Annotated in this window: 17 protein-coding genes and 1 pseudogene; 6 read left to right on the forward strand and 12 right to left on the reverse strand. The window is 65.9% G+C overall.

Annotation, left to right across the window (positions count from 1 at the left end; genetic code table 11):
• Positions 1-42: 42 nt before the first annotated feature.
• Genes ACLIVD_RS16685 through ACLIVD_RS16700 form a run of 4 tightly spaced genes read right to left on the reverse strand, consistent with a single transcriptional unit; the run spans position 43 to position 3,648 of the window.
• A complete protein-coding gene (locus ACLIVD_RS16685) occupies positions 43-1,119 on the reverse strand; it encodes a maleylacetate reductase (RefSeq protein ID WP_283331793.1) in 1,077 nt (358 codons plus the stop codon).
• On the reverse strand, positions 1,116-2,012 hold the full coding sequence (locus tag ACLIVD_RS16690) for an intradiol ring-cleavage dioxygenase (RefSeq protein WP_491932714.1): 897 nt from the start codon (positions 2,010-2,012) through the stop codon (positions 1,116-1,118). Before ACLIVD_RS16690 ends, ACLIVD_RS16685 begins: the two co-directional genes overlap by 4 nt.
• 14 nt (positions 2,013-2,026) lie before the next feature.
• Positions 2,027-2,752 carry an SDR family NAD(P)-dependent oxidoreductase gene (locus ACLIVD_RS16695; protein ID WP_283331791.1) on the reverse strand — a complete coding sequence of 242 codons (726 nt, stop codon included), beginning with the start codon at positions 2,750-2,752 and terminating at the stop codon, positions 2,027-2,029.
• 44 nt (positions 2,753-2,796) lie between these two features.
• Positions 2,797-3,648, reverse strand: coding sequence for a sugar phosphate isomerase/epimerase family protein (locus ACLIVD_RS16700; protein WP_491932715.1), 852 nt, complete (start codon positions 3,646-3,648; stop codon positions 2,797-2,799).
• 256 nt (positions 3,649-3,904) lie between these two features.
• Here ACLIVD_RS16700 and ACLIVD_RS16705 point away from each other — a divergent pair, with 256 nt between their 5' ends.
• Both ACLIVD_RS16705 and ACLIVD_RS16710 read left to right on the forward strand, forming a co-directional pair.
• Complete coding sequence (locus ACLIVD_RS16705) at positions 3,905-4,555, forward strand: helix-turn-helix domain-containing protein (RefSeq protein WP_283331789.1); 651 nt, start codon at positions 3,905-3,907, stop codon at positions 4,553-4,555.
• 176 nt (positions 4,556-4,731) lie between these two features.
• Entirely contained in the window at positions 4,732-5,937 is a 1,206-nt protein-coding gene (locus ACLIVD_RS16710) for an MFS transporter (RefSeq protein ID WP_491932716.1), read from the forward strand.
• A gap of 90 nt (positions 5,938-6,027) precedes the next feature.
• On the opposite strand, the gene ACLIVD_RS16715 is transcribed toward ACLIVD_RS16710, so the two are convergent.
• The 3 genes from ACLIVD_RS16715 to ACLIVD_RS16725 all read right to left on the reverse strand — a co-directional run bounded on the left by ACLIVD_RS16715 (position 6,028) and on the right by ACLIVD_RS16725 (position 8,396).
• A complete protein-coding gene (locus ACLIVD_RS16715) occupies positions 6,028-6,708 on the reverse strand; it encodes a class I SAM-dependent methyltransferase (protein WP_283331785.1) in 681 nt (226 codons plus the stop codon).
• Positions 6,709-7,480: 772 nt separating this feature from the next.
• The gene (locus tag ACLIVD_RS16720; protein ID WP_280783754.1) at positions 7,481-7,681 is read right to left on the reverse strand and encodes a hypothetical protein; all 201 of its coding nucleotides are present in this window, start codon (positions 7,679-7,681) and stop codon (positions 7,481-7,483) included.
• A gap of 166 nt (positions 7,682-7,847) precedes the next feature.
• Positions 7,848-8,396 carry an STAS domain-containing protein gene (locus ACLIVD_RS16725; RefSeq protein WP_283331783.1) on the reverse strand — a complete coding sequence of 183 codons (549 nt, stop codon included), beginning with the start codon at positions 8,394-8,396 and terminating at the stop codon, positions 7,848-7,850.
• A 394-nt stretch (positions 8,397-8,790) separates the two neighbouring features.
• Between ACLIVD_RS16725 and ACLIVD_RS16730 the strand changes: the two genes are divergently transcribed.
• From ACLIVD_RS16730 to ACLIVD_RS16740, 3 genes are all read left to right on the forward strand, one after another.
• A complete protein-coding gene (locus ACLIVD_RS16730; protein ID WP_283331782.1) occupies positions 8,791-9,309 on the forward strand; it encodes a MarR family winged helix-turn-helix transcriptional regulator in 519 nt (172 codons plus the stop codon).
• Between the two features lie 5 nt (positions 9,310-9,314).
• Positions 9,315-10,157 (forward strand): EamA family transporter, encoded by an 843-nt coding sequence (locus ACLIVD_RS16735; RefSeq protein ID WP_283331781.1) that lies wholly within the window; start codon positions 9,315-9,317, stop codon positions 10,155-10,157.
• Between the two features lie 120 nt (positions 10,158-10,277).
• Complete coding sequence (locus tag ACLIVD_RS16740) at positions 10,278-10,526, forward strand: DUF6480 family protein (protein ID WP_005256658.1); 249 nt, start codon at positions 10,278-10,280, stop codon at positions 10,524-10,526.
• A gap of 32 nt (positions 10,527-10,558) precedes the next feature.
• On the opposite strand, the pseudogene ACLIVD_RS16745 reads toward ACLIVD_RS16740, so the two are convergent.
• Positions 10,559-12,912, reverse strand: a pseudogene (locus ACLIVD_RS16745) (ATP-dependent DNA ligase).
• Between the two features lie 592 nt (positions 12,913-13,504).
• Here ACLIVD_RS16745 and ACLIVD_RS16750 point away from each other — a divergent pair.
• Entirely contained in the window at positions 13,505-14,152 is a 648-nt protein-coding gene (locus tag ACLIVD_RS16750) for a superoxide dismutase family protein (RefSeq protein ID WP_491932717.1), read from the forward strand.
• A gap of 183 nt (positions 14,153-14,335) precedes the next feature.
• Here ACLIVD_RS16750 and ACLIVD_RS16755 read toward each other — a convergent pair whose 3' ends face one another.
• From ACLIVD_RS16755 to ACLIVD_RS16770, 4 genes are read right to left on the reverse strand one after another with little or no spacing between them, the layout of a single operon-like run.
• The gene (locus tag ACLIVD_RS16755) at positions 14,336-15,166 is read right to left on the reverse strand and encodes a glycosyltransferase family 2 protein (RefSeq protein WP_491932718.1); all 831 of its coding nucleotides are present in this window, start codon (positions 15,164-15,166) and stop codon (positions 14,336-14,338) included.
• Positions 15,163-16,167, reverse strand: a complete 1,005-nt coding sequence (locus ACLIVD_RS16760; protein WP_491932719.1) for a glycosyltransferase — start codon at positions 16,165-16,167, stop codon at positions 15,163-15,165. Before ACLIVD_RS16760 ends, ACLIVD_RS16755 begins: the two co-directional genes overlap by 4 nt.
• A complete protein-coding gene (locus tag ACLIVD_RS16765) occupies positions 16,164-17,282 on the reverse strand; it encodes a glycosyltransferase family 4 protein (protein WP_491932720.1) in 1,119 nt (372 codons plus the stop codon). The genes ACLIVD_RS16760 and ACLIVD_RS16765 overlap by 4 nt, the downstream gene beginning before the upstream one ends.
• The gene (locus ACLIVD_RS16770; RefSeq protein WP_491932721.1) at positions 17,279-18,331 is read right to left on the reverse strand and encodes a glycosyltransferase family protein; all 1,053 of its coding nucleotides are present in this window, start codon (positions 18,329-18,331) and stop codon (positions 17,279-17,281) included. Before ACLIVD_RS16770 ends, ACLIVD_RS16765 begins: the two co-directional genes overlap by 4 nt.
• Positions 18,332-18,607: the final 276 nt, after the last annotated feature.

An 18,607-nucleotide genomic window follows, 5' to 3' on the forward strand; every position in this document is an offset into this window, starting at 1 on the left:
CCTGTGCTGTTCAGGGTGGGTGAGGGTGGGTGTCGTACCGGGTCATCGGCGGGTGGGCCGATCGCCGCGCAGAGCCTGGCCGAGGAGGTGGCGCAGCCCGTCCTCGGTGACCGGGGTCGGGTTCGAGTAGGGGTTGGACAGGACCTCGTCGATGACGGCAGGGAGTTGGGTTTCGCGCACGCCCAGTTCTTCGAGCGAGTGCGGGATCTGCAGTTGCTGTTCGAGGTCCCACAACGCGGTCGACGGATCACCGTCGGTGCCCAGGGCCCGCTGCAAGGCGGCCCGCGCTGCCGGGGCGTGGGATTCGTTGTAGGCCAGCACGTAGGGCAGCACGATCGCGTGCGTCTGGGCGTGCGGCAGGTCGAGGGATCCGCCGAGGACGTGGCAGAGCTTGTGGTGCAGCGACATCGTGGTCGCCCCCAGGCAGGCGCCGCACAGCCATGCTCCGTAGAGGGCTTTCGATCGGGCGTCGAGATCGTTGCCGTCGGCGACTACCGCAGCCAGAGATTCGGCGAAGGCGCGTACTCCCTCTTCGGCCATCAGCGAGATGATCGGCGAGGCGTCCGGGGCATAGAGCGCCTCGACGGCATGCGCGACCGCGTTCAGACCGCTGGCGGCCGAGATCTCCGCCGGCAGCGTGGCGGTCAGCTGTGGGTCGTAGATGACGCTCTGCGGCAGTACCTTCGCGTCGCGCCCGGTCTGCTTGCGCCCGTCGCGGGTCAGACCCCAGATCGGGGTCATCTCCGATCCGGCGTAGGTGGTGGGGATCGCGATGATCGGTAGCCCGTGTTCGAGGGCGATCGCCTTGCCGAGGCCGATCGAGGAACCACCGCCGATCACCACGCAGCTGTCCGCGCCGAGCTCGCGGGCCCGGTCCCGGGCGCGGTCCGCGGTCTCGACCGGCACGTGCATGCGGGCCTGGTCGAAGATGCCGGCACCGCGGTCACCGAGGTGATCCATGACGAGATCGGCCAGGTGGTTCTGCTCGGGGGTGCACAGCACCAGCGCCCGGCTCAGCCCGAGTCGGTCGAGTTCCTCCCCGACCTTGGTCACCGCGCCGACTTCGAAGCTCACCCGCATCGGCAGGGCCTGATAGTGGAAGGAGCTGGTGAAGGTCACAGTCCGGCCGCCTCTCGTACCTCGGATTCGAGCAAGGTCACATCGAAATGGACCGTGCGAAAAGGATTGCCGAACCCGAGCTCGCGGGCCCGTTTCGGGTCATCGACCACCGGGAACTCCCGGATCAGGCTTTCCTTGACCCCGAACACGACATCGGAGTCGATATAGGGGGTGCCGTCGACGAACAGGTGGGTGGTGACCGGTTCGTGGCCGGGTGCGGTGACGATGAAATGCACGTGCGCCGGCCGGTTGGGATGGCGTCCGGTGATCGCCAGCAGTTCCCCCACCGGTCCGTCGTCGGGGATGGGGTAGTACCGGGGAACGATCGAGCGGAACCAGAACTTGCCCTCGTCGTCGGTGGTGAATAACCCGCGCAGGTTCAGTTCCGGCTGGATGCCGGGTTGCTGGACGTCGTAGAAGCCTTCGGCGTTGGCCTGCCACACGTCCACGCTCGCCCCGGCCAAGGAGGTGCCGTCCGCGCTGCGGACCTGCCCGGTCACCAGGCACGGCTCACCACCGTCGTCGAGGGCGATGGTGTCGCCGAGCTCGCGCGGCGGGGAGTCGACCATGTGGAACGGGCCCAGAACGGTCTGCTCGGTGGCGTGATCGAGGGCGCGGTGGTTGATCGTCTCGACCAGCATCGATACCCCGAGGACGTCGGAGAGCAGGATGAATTCCTGACGTACGTCGTTGCAGGTGTGCCCGGTGCGGGTGAGGAACTCGATGCCCTTCTCCCACTCGGACTCGGTGAGCTGGACGTCCTTGACGAAGTCGTGCAGGTGCTGGATCAGGGAGGTCAGAATCTGCCGCAGCCGGGGATCGGTGTCGGCTCCGAGGCTGTCGATCACCACCTCGGCTGAGCGGCCTTCGGTGAACAGTCCACGATCGGTCATCGGTTCAACTCCTTTCACGGTGCGGTGTAGCCGCCGTCGACCGGCAGTTCGATGCCGGTGACGTAGCTGGCCTCGTCGCTGGCGAGGAACAGTGCGCCGTAGGCGATTTCGCGGGGATTGGCGGCACGCTTCATCGGGGTGGCGGCGATCACGTCGGCGGTGATCGCCTCGTCCTGAGCGTCGATCATCGGGGTGCTGGCCAGACCTGGGTGCAGGGAGTTGACCCGGATGCCGTCGTCGACGTACGACAGGGCGGCGTTCTTGCTCATCATCCGCACCGCGGCCTTACTGGCCTGGTAGGCCGAGACTCCGGCGGCGCCGACGATGCCCCAGATCGACGAGACGTTGACGATCGAGCCGGCGTGCTGGGCCTGCATCGTCGGCAGGACCGAGCGCATGCCGTAGAAGACCCCGGTCTGGTTGACCGCGATGATGTTGTGCCAGTCGTTGAGGTCGATCTTGGCGATCGCTTCGTAGGAGCCGACCAGGCCGGCGTTGTTGACCAGGATGTCGATCCGCCCATGCGCGGCGATCACCGAGTCGACGAACCCCTGCCAGCTGTCGAGTTGGGTGACGTCTAGGGGCGTGAAGGTGATGTTCGGGTGATCGAACGGCTCCGGCTCGCGCAGGTCGCCGACCACCACCCTCGCGCCTTCCTCGGCGAACAGTTCCGCCGTGGCGCGGCCGATACCGCGAGCTCCGCCGGTGACGATAGCTACCTTCTGATCCAACCGCGCCATTGCGATGTCCTCTTCTTTCGGTATTCGATCCGTATCAGGCCAGGTCAGCGCAGGTACTTCATCGACGCTTCATAGGCGGCGGGAACGGCCTCGCCGATCGGGAGCTTGCGGTACGCGGCGGACAGGATCTCCACGCCGTAGATTCCGTCGTAGCCGGTCTTACGGATGGCGTCGACGAAGCCTTGGATGTCGAGTTCGCCCTCACCGGGAAGCCGGCGACCGTTGAAGGTGTCGGCGATGAGGTCACCTTCGAACGTCAATGGAGCATCGTCGAGTTCGACGTCGAAGATATACTTCGCCGGGATGTCGGCGAGAGTGTCGAAGTCGACGCCGGCGCGGGCGACGTGCCAAATGTCGATCAACAACCCGCCAGCGGGATGATCGGCCTTGGCGATGAACTCGAGTGCCTGCTGCGGCGTCTTGATGTTCACGAACGGCATCGGCTCGAACACCACCGTGGTACCGGCATTTGCAGCGTCGGTGCAGAGCTTCACGAACTCGGCCGCCATGTGGTCCGCATCGAATTCACCACCGCTGAAGTCGCCGCCGACCTTGATGTGGCGGGCGCCGAGGGCTTCGGCGGCCCGGAACATGTTCGCGCGAATCTCGTCCGCGGCCGCCCGGCGGTCGTCGGTGAGAAACCAGTTCTCCAGGAACTCGAGCTCGAGGTGAGCGATGCCGTTGTCGGCGAGCATGGTCTTGACGGTGGGGAACCCGTACTGCTGCTCGGCGTCTAGAAGATCCAGGTAACCAATGCCCACGCCGGTGAATCCGGCCTTCGCGGCAACCTCGATGCGCTCCTGGAAGCTGTGCGGACTGCGATCGTTCTCAGCGTTGCCGGCGTCGGCGTCACCAGCGGTCGTCCACGTTCCAGCGATCAATTCGATCTTGCTCACTATCAATTCTTCCTTCCAGAGGGGGTTGGATGGGTTGCATCCTGCGACGTAGCGCAGGTTTACGACGATGCCAGACCGACCAACTCAATAATTCATCCTGGCTTAAATCTGTGACTCCAATCATGCAAGTCGTGTAGTGTGAATGTCAACATCGGGCGATGAACTGCGGTGTTGCACCACTGCCGGAGTTAAGCCAGAGTGGATATCGAGCGTCAGACACACAGAACGGGGCACAGTGGTGGAAGAGGAAATCGGCGTGGCCTTGAAGCGGGCCCGCCTGGACAAGAAACTGTCACTGCGCCAGATCGCCGATCAGCTCGGCATCTCCACCAGCCTGCTCTCGCAGGTCGAGAACGGAAAAACCCAGCCGTCGGTGAAAACGCTCTTCGGTCTCGCGACCGTGCTCGAGGTCTCCCTCGACCAAATAGTGTCCGGTCGCAGCGGTCTCGACGTCGAGCTCCCGCAGAACCGCGACGCGGCGGCCGGTATCCAGCGCGCCGCAGACAATCCCGTCCTCGAAATGGAAAACGGGGTCACCTGGCAGCGGCTGGCCACCGGGGGGCGCACCGAGATCGAACCGCTCTACGTCACCTACGAGGTCGGCGCCTCCAGCTCGGTCGACGGCAAACAGATGCGCCACGACGGAGCCGAGTTCGCGTACATCCTCGAAGGCACGCTGCGGCTCCGGCTCGACTTCGACGAACACGATCTGGGCCCCGGCGATTCGTTCTGCTTCGACTCGAGCCGGCCACACCTGTTCTACAACCCGGGCACGGTTCCCGCCCGCGGCGTCTGGTTCGTCTTCGACAGCGCGACCCACACCGCCGACGTCAAATCGCTACTCGACGCGATGCGAACCGCCAACGGCAGCGGCCAGGGCCGCACCCATCTGCCCACGTTCAGGTAAACCCGCCAGCCTGTCCCCCCAACACCCCGGCGATCACCTCCGCCTGATCGCTGCCTGCCGGTGAGTCGCCTGCACCGCCCCCTGAGGGCGACCTCTGGGCTGCGTGGTGCGCGCACCACCTTCCGTGAATAACTGTCCGACGGCGTGCACACCTGTCGCTGCCGAGAGGAACCTCGATGCCCCGAGCCGATACCACCCCGGCCACCGGGACCCGTGCGGCCATGCCGACCTGGCTGGTGCTGCTGATCGCGACTGCCTGCGCAGTGGTGGTCGCCAATCTCTACTACTCGCAGCCCCTGATCGGCGAGATCAGTGCATCGCTAGGCCTACCTGCCCAGTCAGCGGGGCTGATCGTCACACTCACCCAGATCGGCTACGGCGTAGGGCTTCTCCTCGTCGTGCCACTCGGTGATCTCTACGAGAACCGCACCCTGGTAACGGTCCTGCTGGCCGCCGAAACGGTGGTCCTCATCGCAGCGGCCCTCGTGACGGCGCCGATTGTCTTCCTGGTGATCTCCGCACTCATCGGGCTCGCCGCGGTCGCAGTCCAGGTGTTGGTTCCCTTCACCTCGCACTATGCCCCCGAACACCAGCGCGGCCGGGTCATCGGCACGGTCATGGGCGGACTCACGATCGGAATCATGCTGGCCCGCCCTGCCGCGAGCCTGATTGCGAGCCTGTGGTCCTGGCGGGCCGTCTACGTGCTGTCCGCCCTCCTCGTCGTGATGATCGGCGCCGCGATCCGATTCACGATGCCCGCCCGGCGGCCCGAACACACCGCGGGCTACCGCGCACTGCTGGCATCCCTACCTCGCCTCGTGCGCGACATCCCGGTCCTGCGTCGCCGCGCGCTTTACCACGCCTGCCTGTTCGGGTCGTTCAGCCTCTTCTGGACCGTCGTTCCGCTGCTGCTGACCAGCGACGCGTTCGAGATGTCCCAGAGCGGAGTCGCACTGTTCGCCCTCGCCGGAGCCGCCGGAGCCATCGCATCACCGATCGCCGGCAGAATGGCCGACCGCAACCGAACCCGGTCATGGACGCGGATCGCCATCGGCTGCGTCCTGATTGCACTGCTGGCCGCGGCCCTCGCCCCCGCCGGATCCGCCCTCGGGCTCTCAATCCTCGTCGGTGCGGCAATTCTGCTCGACTTCGGTGTCATGACCAATGTGGTGCTCGGACAACGCGCCATCTACAGCCTCGGACCCCAACTACGGGCCCGCCTCAACGGCCTCTACATGGCCATATTCTTCGTCGGGGGCGGAGTCGGCTCAGCACTCGGCGGATTCGTCTACGCCCACCACGGATGGACAGCCGCCGCACTGACCGGGGCCGTCCTGCCCGTCCTCGCCCTCGGATACTTCCTCACAGAGCGACACGACTAACACCCGGATGACGATCCCTTGCGGGACAGCACGTCGTCATGAATCTGTCGCATGAGGCGGTCACGATGCGCGTCGGGCGAGTATGAGTGCTCAGCGTTTGGTCAACGGCAGCGGCAGGGGCCCGCGGTCGGCCAGCGCATCGGCGAGAAGCTCTGCCCGGTGGTGCGGCACCAGGCGTGCCTGAAGGAAGTCCCGCACAGCGTCCCGGTCGGGCAGCGTGATGAGCGACGCGTCCCAGGGCTCGGTCTCAGCCGCCCCGAAGGCGGCGGCGACCAGCTGTTGAGCGTCCTCTGCATCGAACGGTGTCGGCTCCGGTTGCCAGAACGGCGCCAACTCCGGGGAATCCACCCTGGAGATCGTGCCGGCGATGAACAGCCCGTCCGGGCGCAACACACGGTAGGCCTCGCGCAGGCCCAGCTCGGGCCGGTCGAGGTGGTCCAAGACGTTGACCGCGACGACGGCGTCGGCTGCGGCGTCCGCGACGGGCAGTGCGATGACATCGCCTCGCGCCACCGGGCAGCGCCGCACCGCCGCTGCTGTCATCGCCGTCGCGGCATCGATGCCGAACACCCGTAACGCGCTGCCGACCGCGGACCGGGCCAATGCCCCGTCACCACAGCCGATGTCCAGCACGCGAGCGGCCCCGGCGTCGAGCAGCAGACGCACGATCCGGGCGTGCAGGTCCGCTCCGGGCCGGACATGGGCCGCGGTGAGACGGACAGGGCGCCGAAACCGGCCAGGGTCGGCGTCATAGTCTCGCGGTGTGGGCACACCTCACATCCTGGCCTTCAGCGCTGCTGCCCGCGCTCGCTTTCGGCGTTGACCGAACGCCGGCCGTGCCGACCAGCACCGCCGTTTTGCTCCGCGATACGGCCCAACGCACTGCACACCCTCCACGTGTGCCCGCAGGGTGCACGTCATGGCCGACCTCTGGCTCCAGACGATTCACAATTCGATTGGATACGGCAGGGCTCGGGGCTCGGGGCTCGAGTGCACTGATGGACGGAGCCCTCTGCTGAACCGGCCCGTTTCCGTGTCGTGGACGGACGGGTAATGCGCGGTCCTGCGCCCCGACCGCGGCAGGTGTTCGAGGCCCGGGTGCGGGGCGGACGGATTCAGGTCCGGCAACCGGACGAGCAGCGAACGCTCCGCACCAACCCTGGTGCCGGCGTCAATGATTGACGCTCCGCGGATCGGGTAATGGTCATCGCCGACGCAGGTGAGAGGCGACCGAGGGCACCGACCGAAGTTCATGTCGATGTGGTCGGTCGTCGTTCTCTGTTTCAGGTGGATTGATGTACGCTCGCCCGGCTAGTGATTGCGAAGCTCGTCGATGAGATACTTCTTGTTCAGCTTCGAATAACCTTCCAATCCAGATCTTTGGCACGCTTCTTCGGGTCGTCGACCGCCCAGTCCTCGGAGGATTGTGACTGTCCGATATTCTTGCGGCCACGACTCGCTGCAGCATTGGAGACGTGGGTCGCCTTCCTTCGTTCGAGTGGCCTGCCCGTGCCCCGGGCACCTCAAACCACGGCGAGGCTTCTCAGGTGGCCAGCCACACACGTCGTCGCGCGACGGCCTTCATCCGCTCGAGCAGGTCGGGGCGCAGGGGGGTGGGCGGGGAAAGTTCCAGATATTCGGCCAGGTATCGGAAGAACGCCGCGGCGTCCATGCCGAAGTCGGCCATGATCGTCTCAGCGGGGCCTCCGCCCAGGGCGCACCACCGAACTTCGAACGCCACCATCCGATTCACCGCAGTGGTTCCCACGGTTATCGCAGTTTCTGCGAGGGTCGTGCCGCGTCCGCTTCCATGTTCCCGACCTCGCTGCCGCCGTCGCCGTGCTCCATGCGATCGAGGTGGTGCTTGATCCATGCGGTCGACCACGCTGGCGGGTTTGAGTACTGGTTCGTCATCGGGCGATGCCTTTCCGGTTGAGCGCTGTAGGGGAGGGGAGGGTCGCGAGAGAGCAATGCAGCGAACGCGATCGGTCGAGGACCGGAAATGTCGGTGTGTGATCTGCGGTGGAAGCAGAGTAGGCGAGTGCTGCGTGGAACGCTTCAGCGACGGTGTCGAAGCAGGGCGCCGCCGTGCTGAGCCCGATTCGGTCCAGGACCGCGTGCAGGCCGGCCGGAGCGGCGACGGTCAGACGGCATCGTTGCTCGGACAATCGGGTGGCGGCGTAGTCGAGTGCAGCCAGTCCGGCGCAGCCGACGAACGGAACGCGCAGAAGGTCGACGACGACGCTGTGGCCGGTGAGCACCGCCTCGGCGAGGCACGCGCTCAGCACCGGGGCGGTGACGACGTCGACGTCGCCGCGCACCCGGAGCACCCCGGGGCCGCCGGTGGGTTCGTCGATGTCGATGCGGAAGCCGTGATCGGCGTTGCTGCACAGGTCGGTCCCGGACAACGATGACCGCGTCAGACCGGGAGAATCGAAGATGGTGCGAAAATTGGCCATGGGTGGCTCCCGGTGTGTGACCGGCCGCGGAACCGAACCAAACCCTGGAATGAAGGGTCTTCGACACACAAGTCGGCGATCCCAAACCGGTGGCGGCGTTGTCTGCCAGGCTGTGATCTCAACCTCTGATCAGAAGATAACGCGTCTTCGCGCGGAAGGAAACCCTGCACACGCGTCGGGGTCCTGCGGTCCGGTGCACGAGGTCGGGAGTGCGCGCACGGTCTCGCCGAACCCGATTTGCGCGGCAGAACTGCGCAAGCCCGCCCGGTCTCGGATAGGTGCATCAGTACGTTGTGGAACAACCGGGTAGGTCTGTGGACCCCTCTCGAGATCGCGACACCGTCCCCGTCGTGAGGTCTGGACGGCCACCCTCACCGAATGGTATGCATGAGTCATGCATGGAAGTCGCACGGCCAACCTCCTCGGGGCCGCGGCGCTGGCTGTGAGCGATCTCGTTCTCACGAGGGTCACCCGCGTCAGCCAGGTCAGCCCGAGCGGTGCTGCCGCGCTGGTGGTCTTGTCGGCCACCCCCGACCTGAGCGTGACAGAACTCGGCCGGCGCGTGGGCCTGACTCAATCGGCCGCGGCACGCATGGTCGAGTCACTCGAGGGCAAGAACTTGGCGCAACGGAAACGCGGTGCGGGACGGGAAAGGGCTGTCGCCCTCACTTCGGAAGGGCAGCGGGCAGCGCGTGCCGCCCTCGGGGCCCGCGGGGATGGACTGGCCTCGCTGCTGGCGGCACTCGACGACGAAGAACGCGAGGCGCTGGCCGGTGTGCTGGACAAATTGTTGGCCCGGATTTACCAGGATGTCCGTGACTCGGAATTGCTCTGCCGGCTCTGTGATCGCCGGGCATGCACCACCGACGCGGTCTGTCCGGTCGGCAACGCCGAAAGAGCGACCGAAAAGTAATCCGGATGGGACCTCTCCTCGCGCTCACCTCGGCACTCTTCTACGGCATCTCGGACTTCACCGGCGGTCTGCTGTCCCGTCGCGCCCATTTCCTGGTTGTCGCGGCCGTGGGTCAGGTCGGTGGGCTCCTGTTCGCCGTCGTCGCTGCCACAGCGGTCGGCTCCTCCGGTGTGCCGGCGCCGGTCGACCTGGCCTGGGGCGCCCTGTCGGGGGTCGGTACCGGAGTGGGGATGTTGTTCCTGTTCCGTGGCCTCAGTCATGGGGCGATGAGTGTGGTGGTTCCGATCAGCGCGGTCTGCGGTATCGCCTTGCCGGTCCTGATCGGAGTCGCCGCTCTCGGTGAGCGCCCGTCCACGCTGTCCTGGCTCGGCATCGTGATCTCGGTTCCCGCACTGTGGCTTGTCGCGGACACCGGTACTCGCGCTGGACCCGCGCTGCCGGCAGCCGCTCTCGATGGTCTCATCGCAGGAATCGGCATTGCCGTGCAGTATATTTCGCTGGCGCAGGCCGGGTCGGGGGCAGGATTGTGGCCCGTTGCCGCCGGGCGGGTCGCGGCGATCCTCACCATCGTGCCGCTGCTGTCGACCGTGGGACGCGCACACATGCGGCGGTCTCTTCACACCGTGCCGGCGGCAGCCGTCACCGGGGCGGCAGCAACACTTGCGCTCATCGCGTATCTGCTCGCCACGAGGGAGCAACTCGCCGTCGTCGCCGTCGTGTTGTCCTCCCTCTACCCCGTCGTCCCCGTCGTGCTCGGTGTCACCGTTCTTCGAGAACGCCTGATCCCGAAACAGTCGGTCGGCCTTCTCGCCGCCGCGTCCGCGGTGGCACTTCTCGCCACCAGCTGACCCCTTGGCGCGAAACTCGGTATACGCGTCCGCCGTGTGGGTGTGGCAAATCCGGGTACCCGCATGTCACAGCCGTCCGCTCGAACGCCGAGCAGCCGTATTCCACGGAGGGCCGTTACTATGACCGCTCAACCTCCGGACCCTGATCCGGCGAACACTCCCGATCTCGAATCGGGCGGCGGTGTCCGACCAGGTTCGACGCCTCCGGACTCCGCCCAGACGTCGGGGTTGTCCGAGCACGAACCGCGCACCAGTTGGTCGTTTCCACCGACAGGCATTGCCACGATGGTGGTCATCGGTGTGATCGTCGTGGTGTTCGTGGCGATCGCGGTCCTGCTGGTGCTCGATATCGTCGGGGTCTTCGACTGAGTTCGGTCTCCCCTTCGGGCGCCGCCCGATGATCATTCCCGCCGCACGTCCTCGGGATTCTTGTCCGTGCGCAGGCCACGCCAGGTCGGGTGCCGGAGAAGGTTCGCCGTGGTCCATTCGGTGAACCCGACCTCGCCGACCAGCCGGGGAGTGACCCAATTCGCGTCCTTGCGTTGGGCGGTCGTCAGGGTGTCGGTGAACGGGCTCGTCTTCCGTGAGAGCCGTTCGAGTTTTCGCGTCAAGGACTCGAGCATCGGTTCGGTGAATCCGGTGCCGACCCTGCCGACGTACCGGAGCCCGTCCGTGTCCGGGATGCCGAGCAGCAGCGATCCCAGCGTGTCGCTGCGTGATCCCTTGCCGCGTCGCCAGCCACCGACGATCACCTCCTGAGTGCGCTGGTTCTTCACCTTGATCCAGGCTTTGCCCCGCCGGCCGGTCAAGTAGGTCGAGTCGTTCTTCTTGCCGACGATTCCTTCCCACCCGCGTCGACGGCTCTCCGCCAACGCCTCGGCGGCATCGCCGCGCAAACGGGCGGGGACGGTGAGACCGGTGCTCGACGCCAATTCCTCCAACACCCGGCGCCGATCCGCATACCCGTGACGCAGCAGCGAGGCGCCGTCGAGGTAGAGCACGTCGAACACGTAGAACTCGGCCGGATACTTCTGCGCGGCAGCGGTGATCGCCGCCGGCTTCTGCAGCCCGGACCGGTTCTGCAGGGCGGCGAAGCTCGTCACGCCCGCCGAGTCGAGGGTGACGATCTCGCCGTCGAGGACGACATCGTGATCGGCCAGTGTGTCCCCGATCGAGGCCAGTTCCGGGTAAGTCGCGGTGAGGTCGCGACCGGACCTGCTGTGCAGGTGGACCTTCCCGTCGGAGATCTCGGCAATCGCCCGTATCCCATCCCATTTCCCCTCGAACGACCAGAGGTCGGCGGGCATGTCGGGGAGATCCTGATCGGATCCGAGTGTCGCGAGCATGGGTTTCAGGTCCCGCGGCATCGGTGTTTCGTCGGCGGGCTTCGACGAGGCGCTCGCGGGTTCCTGGTCGGATTCGCTGTGCGGCAGCGGCCGTTCCTTGTCCTTCTTGATCTTGTGCATCAACCACTGGTCGTCTTTGGTGCGGATCAGCACGTACTGCCCGTGAAGGCGTCGGCCCCGGAGTTCGAACAGAATCTCGTCGCGTTCCCACTTGATGGGGACGTAGGTTCCCTCGTCGAAGATGTCCACTCGGCCGCCGCCGTACTGGTCCTTCGGGATGGTCCCGGAGAACGTGCGGTAGTCGAGGGGATGGTCTTCGGTCTGGACGGCGAGGCGATTCTTCGACGCAGAACGTGGGACGCCTTTGGGTACCGCCCACGAGACCAGTACCCCGTCGCGTTCGAGGCGGAAATCCCAATGCAGGTTGGTCGCGTGGTGCTCGTGGACGACGAAGCTCAGGGCCCGGCCCGAGTCCGCTGATGGTGAATCGGCTGTGGGAGCGGGGACCGGTTCGGGTGTCTTGCCGCGCTTTCGTTTGGATCGGTACGTCCGAAGGGAGTCCAGGGACGCCGAGAGTAGGTCGCCTTCGCTGCGGTATCGGTCGAGTACCTCGTCGAACCGCAATTGACGCAGATCGGTTGCCTCGAGCTCCTTCCATTCCCGTGGCGCGGCGACCGTCGGTTCGGAGCGCCCGCGCAACGAGTACGGAGTAACGGTGGCTTGGCGACGTTGTTCTGACTCCAGTCGAGGAAGACCTTTCCCCGGCGGTCGGTCTTGGCCATGGTGGCGGTCACCGATTCCGGCGAGTCCTTCTCGAGTCTCTTTGCGAGCGTCCGGGCGAACGGAGAGGGGTCGATGTCGTTCTTCGCGGTGAGCGACGCGTAGACGTGAATACCCTTGCTGCCGCTGGTGACCGGGAACGACGTCAGCCCGGCGTCGTCGAGTTGCTCCTTGACCGCCAGGGCGACACGGGCACAGTCGGAAAGGTCCATACCTTCACCGGGATCGAGATCGAACACCAATCGTGTTGCCGGTCCCGGTTTGCCGTCGACCACCGTCCATTGCGGCACGTGCAATTCCAACGCGGCGAGTTGCCCCATCAGCACCAAACCTGCGGCGGAGTCGATGAGGGGATAGTCGACGCTGCGGTCCTTGTGCTGCACGGTCAGTCGCGGAACCCATTTCGGCGTCGACGAGGGGAGGTTGCGTTCGAAGAAGGAGTCCGAGTCGACACCGTCCGGCCACCGCTTCCGGGTCACCGGGCGTTGCGCCAGGTGCGGCACCATCGCGGGAGCGATCTCCGCCAGGTAGTCGATCACCTCGCCCTTCGTCGTTCCCACGGACGGGTACAGAACTTTGTCGAGATGCGTCAGGTGCAGTCGGTGCCCATCGATCGTCCTGGTCGACATGGGTGTGGTGCTCCCTTCGAAGGTCTCGGATGAATTTTCGTGGGGACATCGTCAGCGGCGACATCGACGACGGCGAAAGGTTGTGTTGGGACCAACCCACCCGGCGCAGCACCGCGAGGCACCGACGGCCTCGGCGACAGCAGCGTCTGTGCTCGACCCCGCAACGACACCAGTTCCGACGTTGCCGGTCGGCTGCCGACGACCTTTAGACCCCGTTCATGACTCACGACGACCGAATACCCTGCCGTACCGCCCCGCCAATCGTCCGGCTGCCTACGGACCGACTGCCGACCCCGCACCGCAGTCCGCTGCGCGGGTCCGAGTCCAACTGATGGCAGCGCCGTGATGTACCAGTAGGTTCCGCGGCCGAGGACGACGATGGGCCGCCGCAACAGAGCAACGTCAGGTGATCAGAACGGCGACCGGCAGGAGTATCGGAGCAACGTCGAAATGCTGTCTGAGTTGACAGAACGCAGAGAACCGCAGTTCAACCCCGTACGGGGTTGACCCTCTCGGCGAGAACCTGCAGCGTCGGGGGACTGAGCCCTGTCGTGGGTGATTCAGCACCCCACCCTGGGGGTAATGCCGAATCATGCACACACGACACGTAACCCTGATCGTCGGCGTATCCCTCACCGTCCTCGCCGCAGCCGGATGCGGCAACGACGATTCATCGACGGATGTCTCGGCCACCGTGCAGACGCCCCCCGACTCTGTCGAAACGACGACCACCGGCATGCCTATCTTGCCCGGGTCTGAAGGAGCCTTCCAGTTGCCGGGCGACAGCGCCGGCGACGACAACGCCTTCACCTATGGCGAAGCCGCTGTTCCGGTGGGTTCCTCCGTGAACATTGAATCCGAGGAGGAGGGTGGCCGCACCACCGTCACGTTCAACGCAACCGGCCTTGCCCCCAACCGCGACTTCGGTGTCCACGCGCACACGGCACTGTGTGGGCCGCAGCCGTCGGATTCGGGGCCGCACTATCAGAACGATGTCGACCCGAAGGCCACGCCGAATGCTCCGTCGTCGGATCCGGCCTATGCGAATCCCCAGAACGAGATCTGGCTCGATGTCACCACCGACGCGAACGGCAACGCACAGGCGTCGACGACCGTCGACTGGGAGTTCCGTGACGGCGAGGCCAACTCGGTGGTACTGCACGCACAGCAGACCATGACCGGTGCCGGACAGGCCGGAATGGCGGGTGATCGACTGGCCTGCATCGATGAAGACTTCTGACAGCATCCGTTGCCTCGCGACCGAGATCCGGATCGATACATGACAACGTGACCGGCCTGCCCTGAGTGCTGCCGGCCCCCCAGCGACTGTGGGATGCGGGTACCCGGATTCGCGACACCCGAATTGGCAACGGCAAGCCTCGCCGTCCGTGGGGGACGATTGCACACCAAGGAAATCCCAGACTCACACCGCTTCGACCCACCGCCGGTGGATGGGATCGTAAGTGATCAGCCCCAGTTCTTCGAACGAATGCAACCATCCTTCCATGGGCCATCGGTGCCAGCGTCGATGAAACAGTTCAGCGTTGGCGAGGATGTCAGCGAGGTGCTCGACGGGGGGATCGGACACGGGATGGTACTGGTGGAACGCGTCGGCGCCGCCCACCCACCGCAAACCCACGCCCGCGGCGGCGGCGGTCTGCGCGAGATCGGTGTCCTCCCCGCCGTAACCGGTGTATTCGGTGCAGAATCCACCGATCCGATTCCAGGTGGCGGCGGTGACGGCGAAGGACAGTGACCAGAACAGGTCGTAATCGGTCCCGGTCAGCACAGTCCCTGCCGGCGGTGCCGGACGCGCCGGATGTGGGCGGCGTCGTTCGTGGACATGGTCGAGGTCGTAGCCCAGCGGTCCGGGTGGCGGCAGATAGGTGACCGGGCCGCACAACAGAGCATGGCGATGGCACCGCTGCCGAGCCGCGTCGACGTACCGCTGGAGCATTTCGGTACCGGCGATGCAGTCCACGTCCAGGAAGACCAGCAGTTCCGCCCCCGCAGCCAGAGCGGCCGCAGCACCGGCGTTGCGGGCGTAGGCCAGCGGGAGTGGGCCCCGATCGTGCTCGATCCACAACGGCCGGGTGGTGCTGCCCTCGGAGGCCACGACGTCTGCCACCGCGGGGTCTCCGATCGCGACAACCACGTGTTCGTCTGCGGCCACTGTGCTGCGTTCCAGAGACCGCAGGTGAAACCGCAAATGGGTGTCTCGGTTCGCGGCGATCGTAATGACCGCGATCCTCACCGCGAAGCCTCGGATTGCTTTGCGAGCGTGTCGATGACCGCCGCGGCGCGTGCGGCCGCCCCCGCGGTTTGCCAACGAGGCCACCGCTGACCACCGCGCTTCAGTGCCGCCTCGATCAGGTGTGGCCACGCGGTCACCGATGGCCACTGCGGCACCGACACTGCTAGCCCCTTGTCTGAGAGTGCCGCCGCGGTGGCCTGTTGTTCGTCGAACGGGCGTGATTGGGCGATGATGATCGCCGGACGGCGGGCGGCGGCGATGTCGGCCACGGCGTTCTGACCGGCGTGGGAGACCACGACGTCGGCGCCGCTCAACTGTGGCCACGGGTCATCCACCCAGGGACCGCCCGGGACGCCGAGCGCCTGCCACCGGTATCCGGGGTGCCGATGGGCGCACAACCGAATGTCGTCCATCGACAGATCCGATCCGCCGGTGCCGCTGAGCACCAACACCTGGGGACGCCCGGATGGCGGGGTGTCGTCACACTCGCGGCCATCGAACCGGCTGATTCCGCCCACAAAGGTGGTCTTGTGCGCAAATTCTTGGAGCCAGACCGGGTCGTACATCTCTTGCGGCCACGCCGCGATGATGTGCTCGGCAAGCTGATATCCCACACGATGTGCCGAATCGGTACGAACTCCCGGCATGGCCATGACCACGACCGGCACCCCCAGAAGCCGGACGAAGGCCGCTACTTCCACCGAGACATCCACCACCATGAGACTCGGCCTGGCGGATTCGACCCAGTTGGCCACTCGGCTCATCCGCGAACCCAGACCCCGATCGAGCAAGGGCGCCCAGTGCAGTGTCCCGTTGGCCGTCGGATCCAGGGGCGGACCACCGTGGTCGTCCCGGGCGAGGCAGATTACCTCGGCGAAGCACTCCGCACCGGTCGGCGGCGCAGACGACAGCGCGGTGACTGCCGTGGCGAGGGCGGAGCAGATACTCGTCGCCCGCACCCGGTGTCCCTGCCCGTGGTGATGAATGTAGTAGCCGATCACAGCGACGCCCTGGTGTGTCGGAACGACTTTCCGCTGTGGTGCGCCCGCGTCAGCCGCCGATAGGTAGCCACGTACGCGTCGACCATGGTGCGTTCGGAACAGTGTTCAGCGGCGCGGATACGGGCCGCCGGACGGGAGAGTCTCACGGTTTCCGGGATCGCCCGCACCAGGGCATCGAGGTTGTCCGGGGGTACCAGTCGGCCGCAGTCGGGGGTGAGCACTTCCGGGATCCCACCCCGGGCGAACGCGACCACGGGCGTGCCGCAGGCGAGTGCTTCGGCGACCACCAGACCGTAGGGCTCGTCCCATACCGGTGTCACCAGCGCCGCAGCCGACCTGCCGATCGCGGTGGCCAACGCGGACTGGCCCAGGTGACCGAGGTAGACGACGTCCCGGTTCAGGAGAGGTTTGATGGAACGCTCGAAGTACTCCTTGTCGCTGATCGGGCCGGCGAGTACGAGAGGAAATCCGGCACGTCGGGCGGCGATGATCGCGAGGTGAGCCCCCTTCTCGGGCACCAGACGGCCGAACCAGATCAGGCGCCTGCCCCCGCTGCCGACCGGCCAATCGGCGAGATCGACCCCATTGGGGATGACATCGATGTCACCGACTGCGTGCCGCCACGAGGCGGCGGTGTGTGCGCTCACCGCCGCGAACTGGGCGCCCTGCCCTGTGCCGACCGTGATGGCCGACTCGAGCCACGGTGTGGGCGGGGTGTGCAGCGTGCACAGAATCGGGGTGGGGACAGTGGCAGCCATGGCCACCGGCAAATAATGCAGGCTGTGGTTGTGTATCACGTCGAACGCTCCCGCCAGAGGGCCGCCGAGATCGAGCATCAGCTGCAGATAGGCGTGATGTTCGGCCATGAACTCGATCGACGGCATCGATGCATCGGTTCGGGCCGCCGCGCTCATCTCGAGAGTCCGGACTTCGAGGTGCGTGCAGCCCAGTGCCGGATCGGAGTCCGGACCGGCGAACAACGTCACCCGGTGACCGTCCGCAGACAAGGCGCGGGCCAAGTACCACACATGCGATTCGAGACCCCCGGCGAACGGTTGCCGGATCGGGAATCGGCAGGACGCCAGAAGTGCAATCCGTAGCGGTGCCCCGGTCACGACAGTGCCTTCTCGTAGAGGTTGTGGTGTTCGCGGGCCAGCGCTTGCCGCTGCGACGCACGTTCGTCCCACGTCGCCCGCACCGGGTGGCCGCCATGGAGTGCGCGGATGCACCGGTCCAGTGACGGCCCGTCGAAATGGGTTTCGTCGAACCCGAACACCGCGCAGTCCTGCTGCTCGCCGTAGAAACCGCAGTTCGGGGCCGCGACCGCGGTGCCGAGGTCGTAGCAGGCCTCGAGCCAACCCGAGTGGGTACCGAAGCGGTACGGAAGTACCGACACCGACAGCGACGACAGATAATCCCACAGTTCCTCGTCCGAGAAATACGGGTGGACTCGGACTTCGACGCGGTTCCGGTTCCCGTAGCGCAGAAGACGCGCACCGGCGTCGGGGGCATACCAGTGATTCTCGGGATCGAAGATCTCGTCGTGGACGTCGACCTGCAACCGAGCACCCTCAAGCCCTTGTACGGTCTCGGACAGTGCATCGAGGACAGGGAACGGATCCATGTTCGCGCGAAGACTTTTCACGTGCACCCCGATGACGAACTCGTCGTTGCCGGGCCGTGGGCGGTCGATCAGCAGGCGCTCCACTACGTGCGGGTGTCCGAGCACCGTGGCCGCACGAGACCACTGTCGATCGATCACCGCCGCGGCTCCCGGGGTGAGGGTGACGACCTGTGCGGCTGCCGGCACCAGCGCATCGAGCAGATCGAGGTGCGGTTCGGGATCGGGTTGGTGCGGGTTGCGCAGATCGTGGACGGTGTACACCAGGGGGATATGACGAACGGACAATTCGTGGAGAATCGCCTCCATCAGGGCAGGGTCGATGGCGTCGAAGCCGAAGTGGATATGAAACACGTCGAATTCCCTGTAGTGCCGGCTGATCCACATCGGGTCGAGCATCAACGGCGGCCACCATCCTCCCGGTACCGTGCGTCCATCTGCGGGGATCGGGTCCGGGAGCCGGACGACGTGATCATTGCTTCTCGGATCGGTGAGATGTCGAACATAGACGTGCGACGCCGGCACCGAGGCGACCCGGATCATCTGCGCTTCCTCTCCATGAGTGTTGGTTGACGAACTTTCCTTGCTTGGAATCCAATGCTGTCGAGGGCGTCCGGGGGACACTGGCGAAGTCGATCTATGCCACAACGGGATCGACCTATGCCACAACGGGGATCGACGAACCTTCGTTCCACCACGGAAAGCTCTCCGCCGCGCATGTTGCAGCGAGGCGCTCACCCCGCTGGCAACAGGTTCTGTCCGCACCTTCGACAAGTGGCACGGTTACAGTGCGCAGCGCGGCAGCCCGCTGACCGAGCC

It is taken from the genome of Rhodococcus sp. G6(2025), assembly GCF_058628105.1.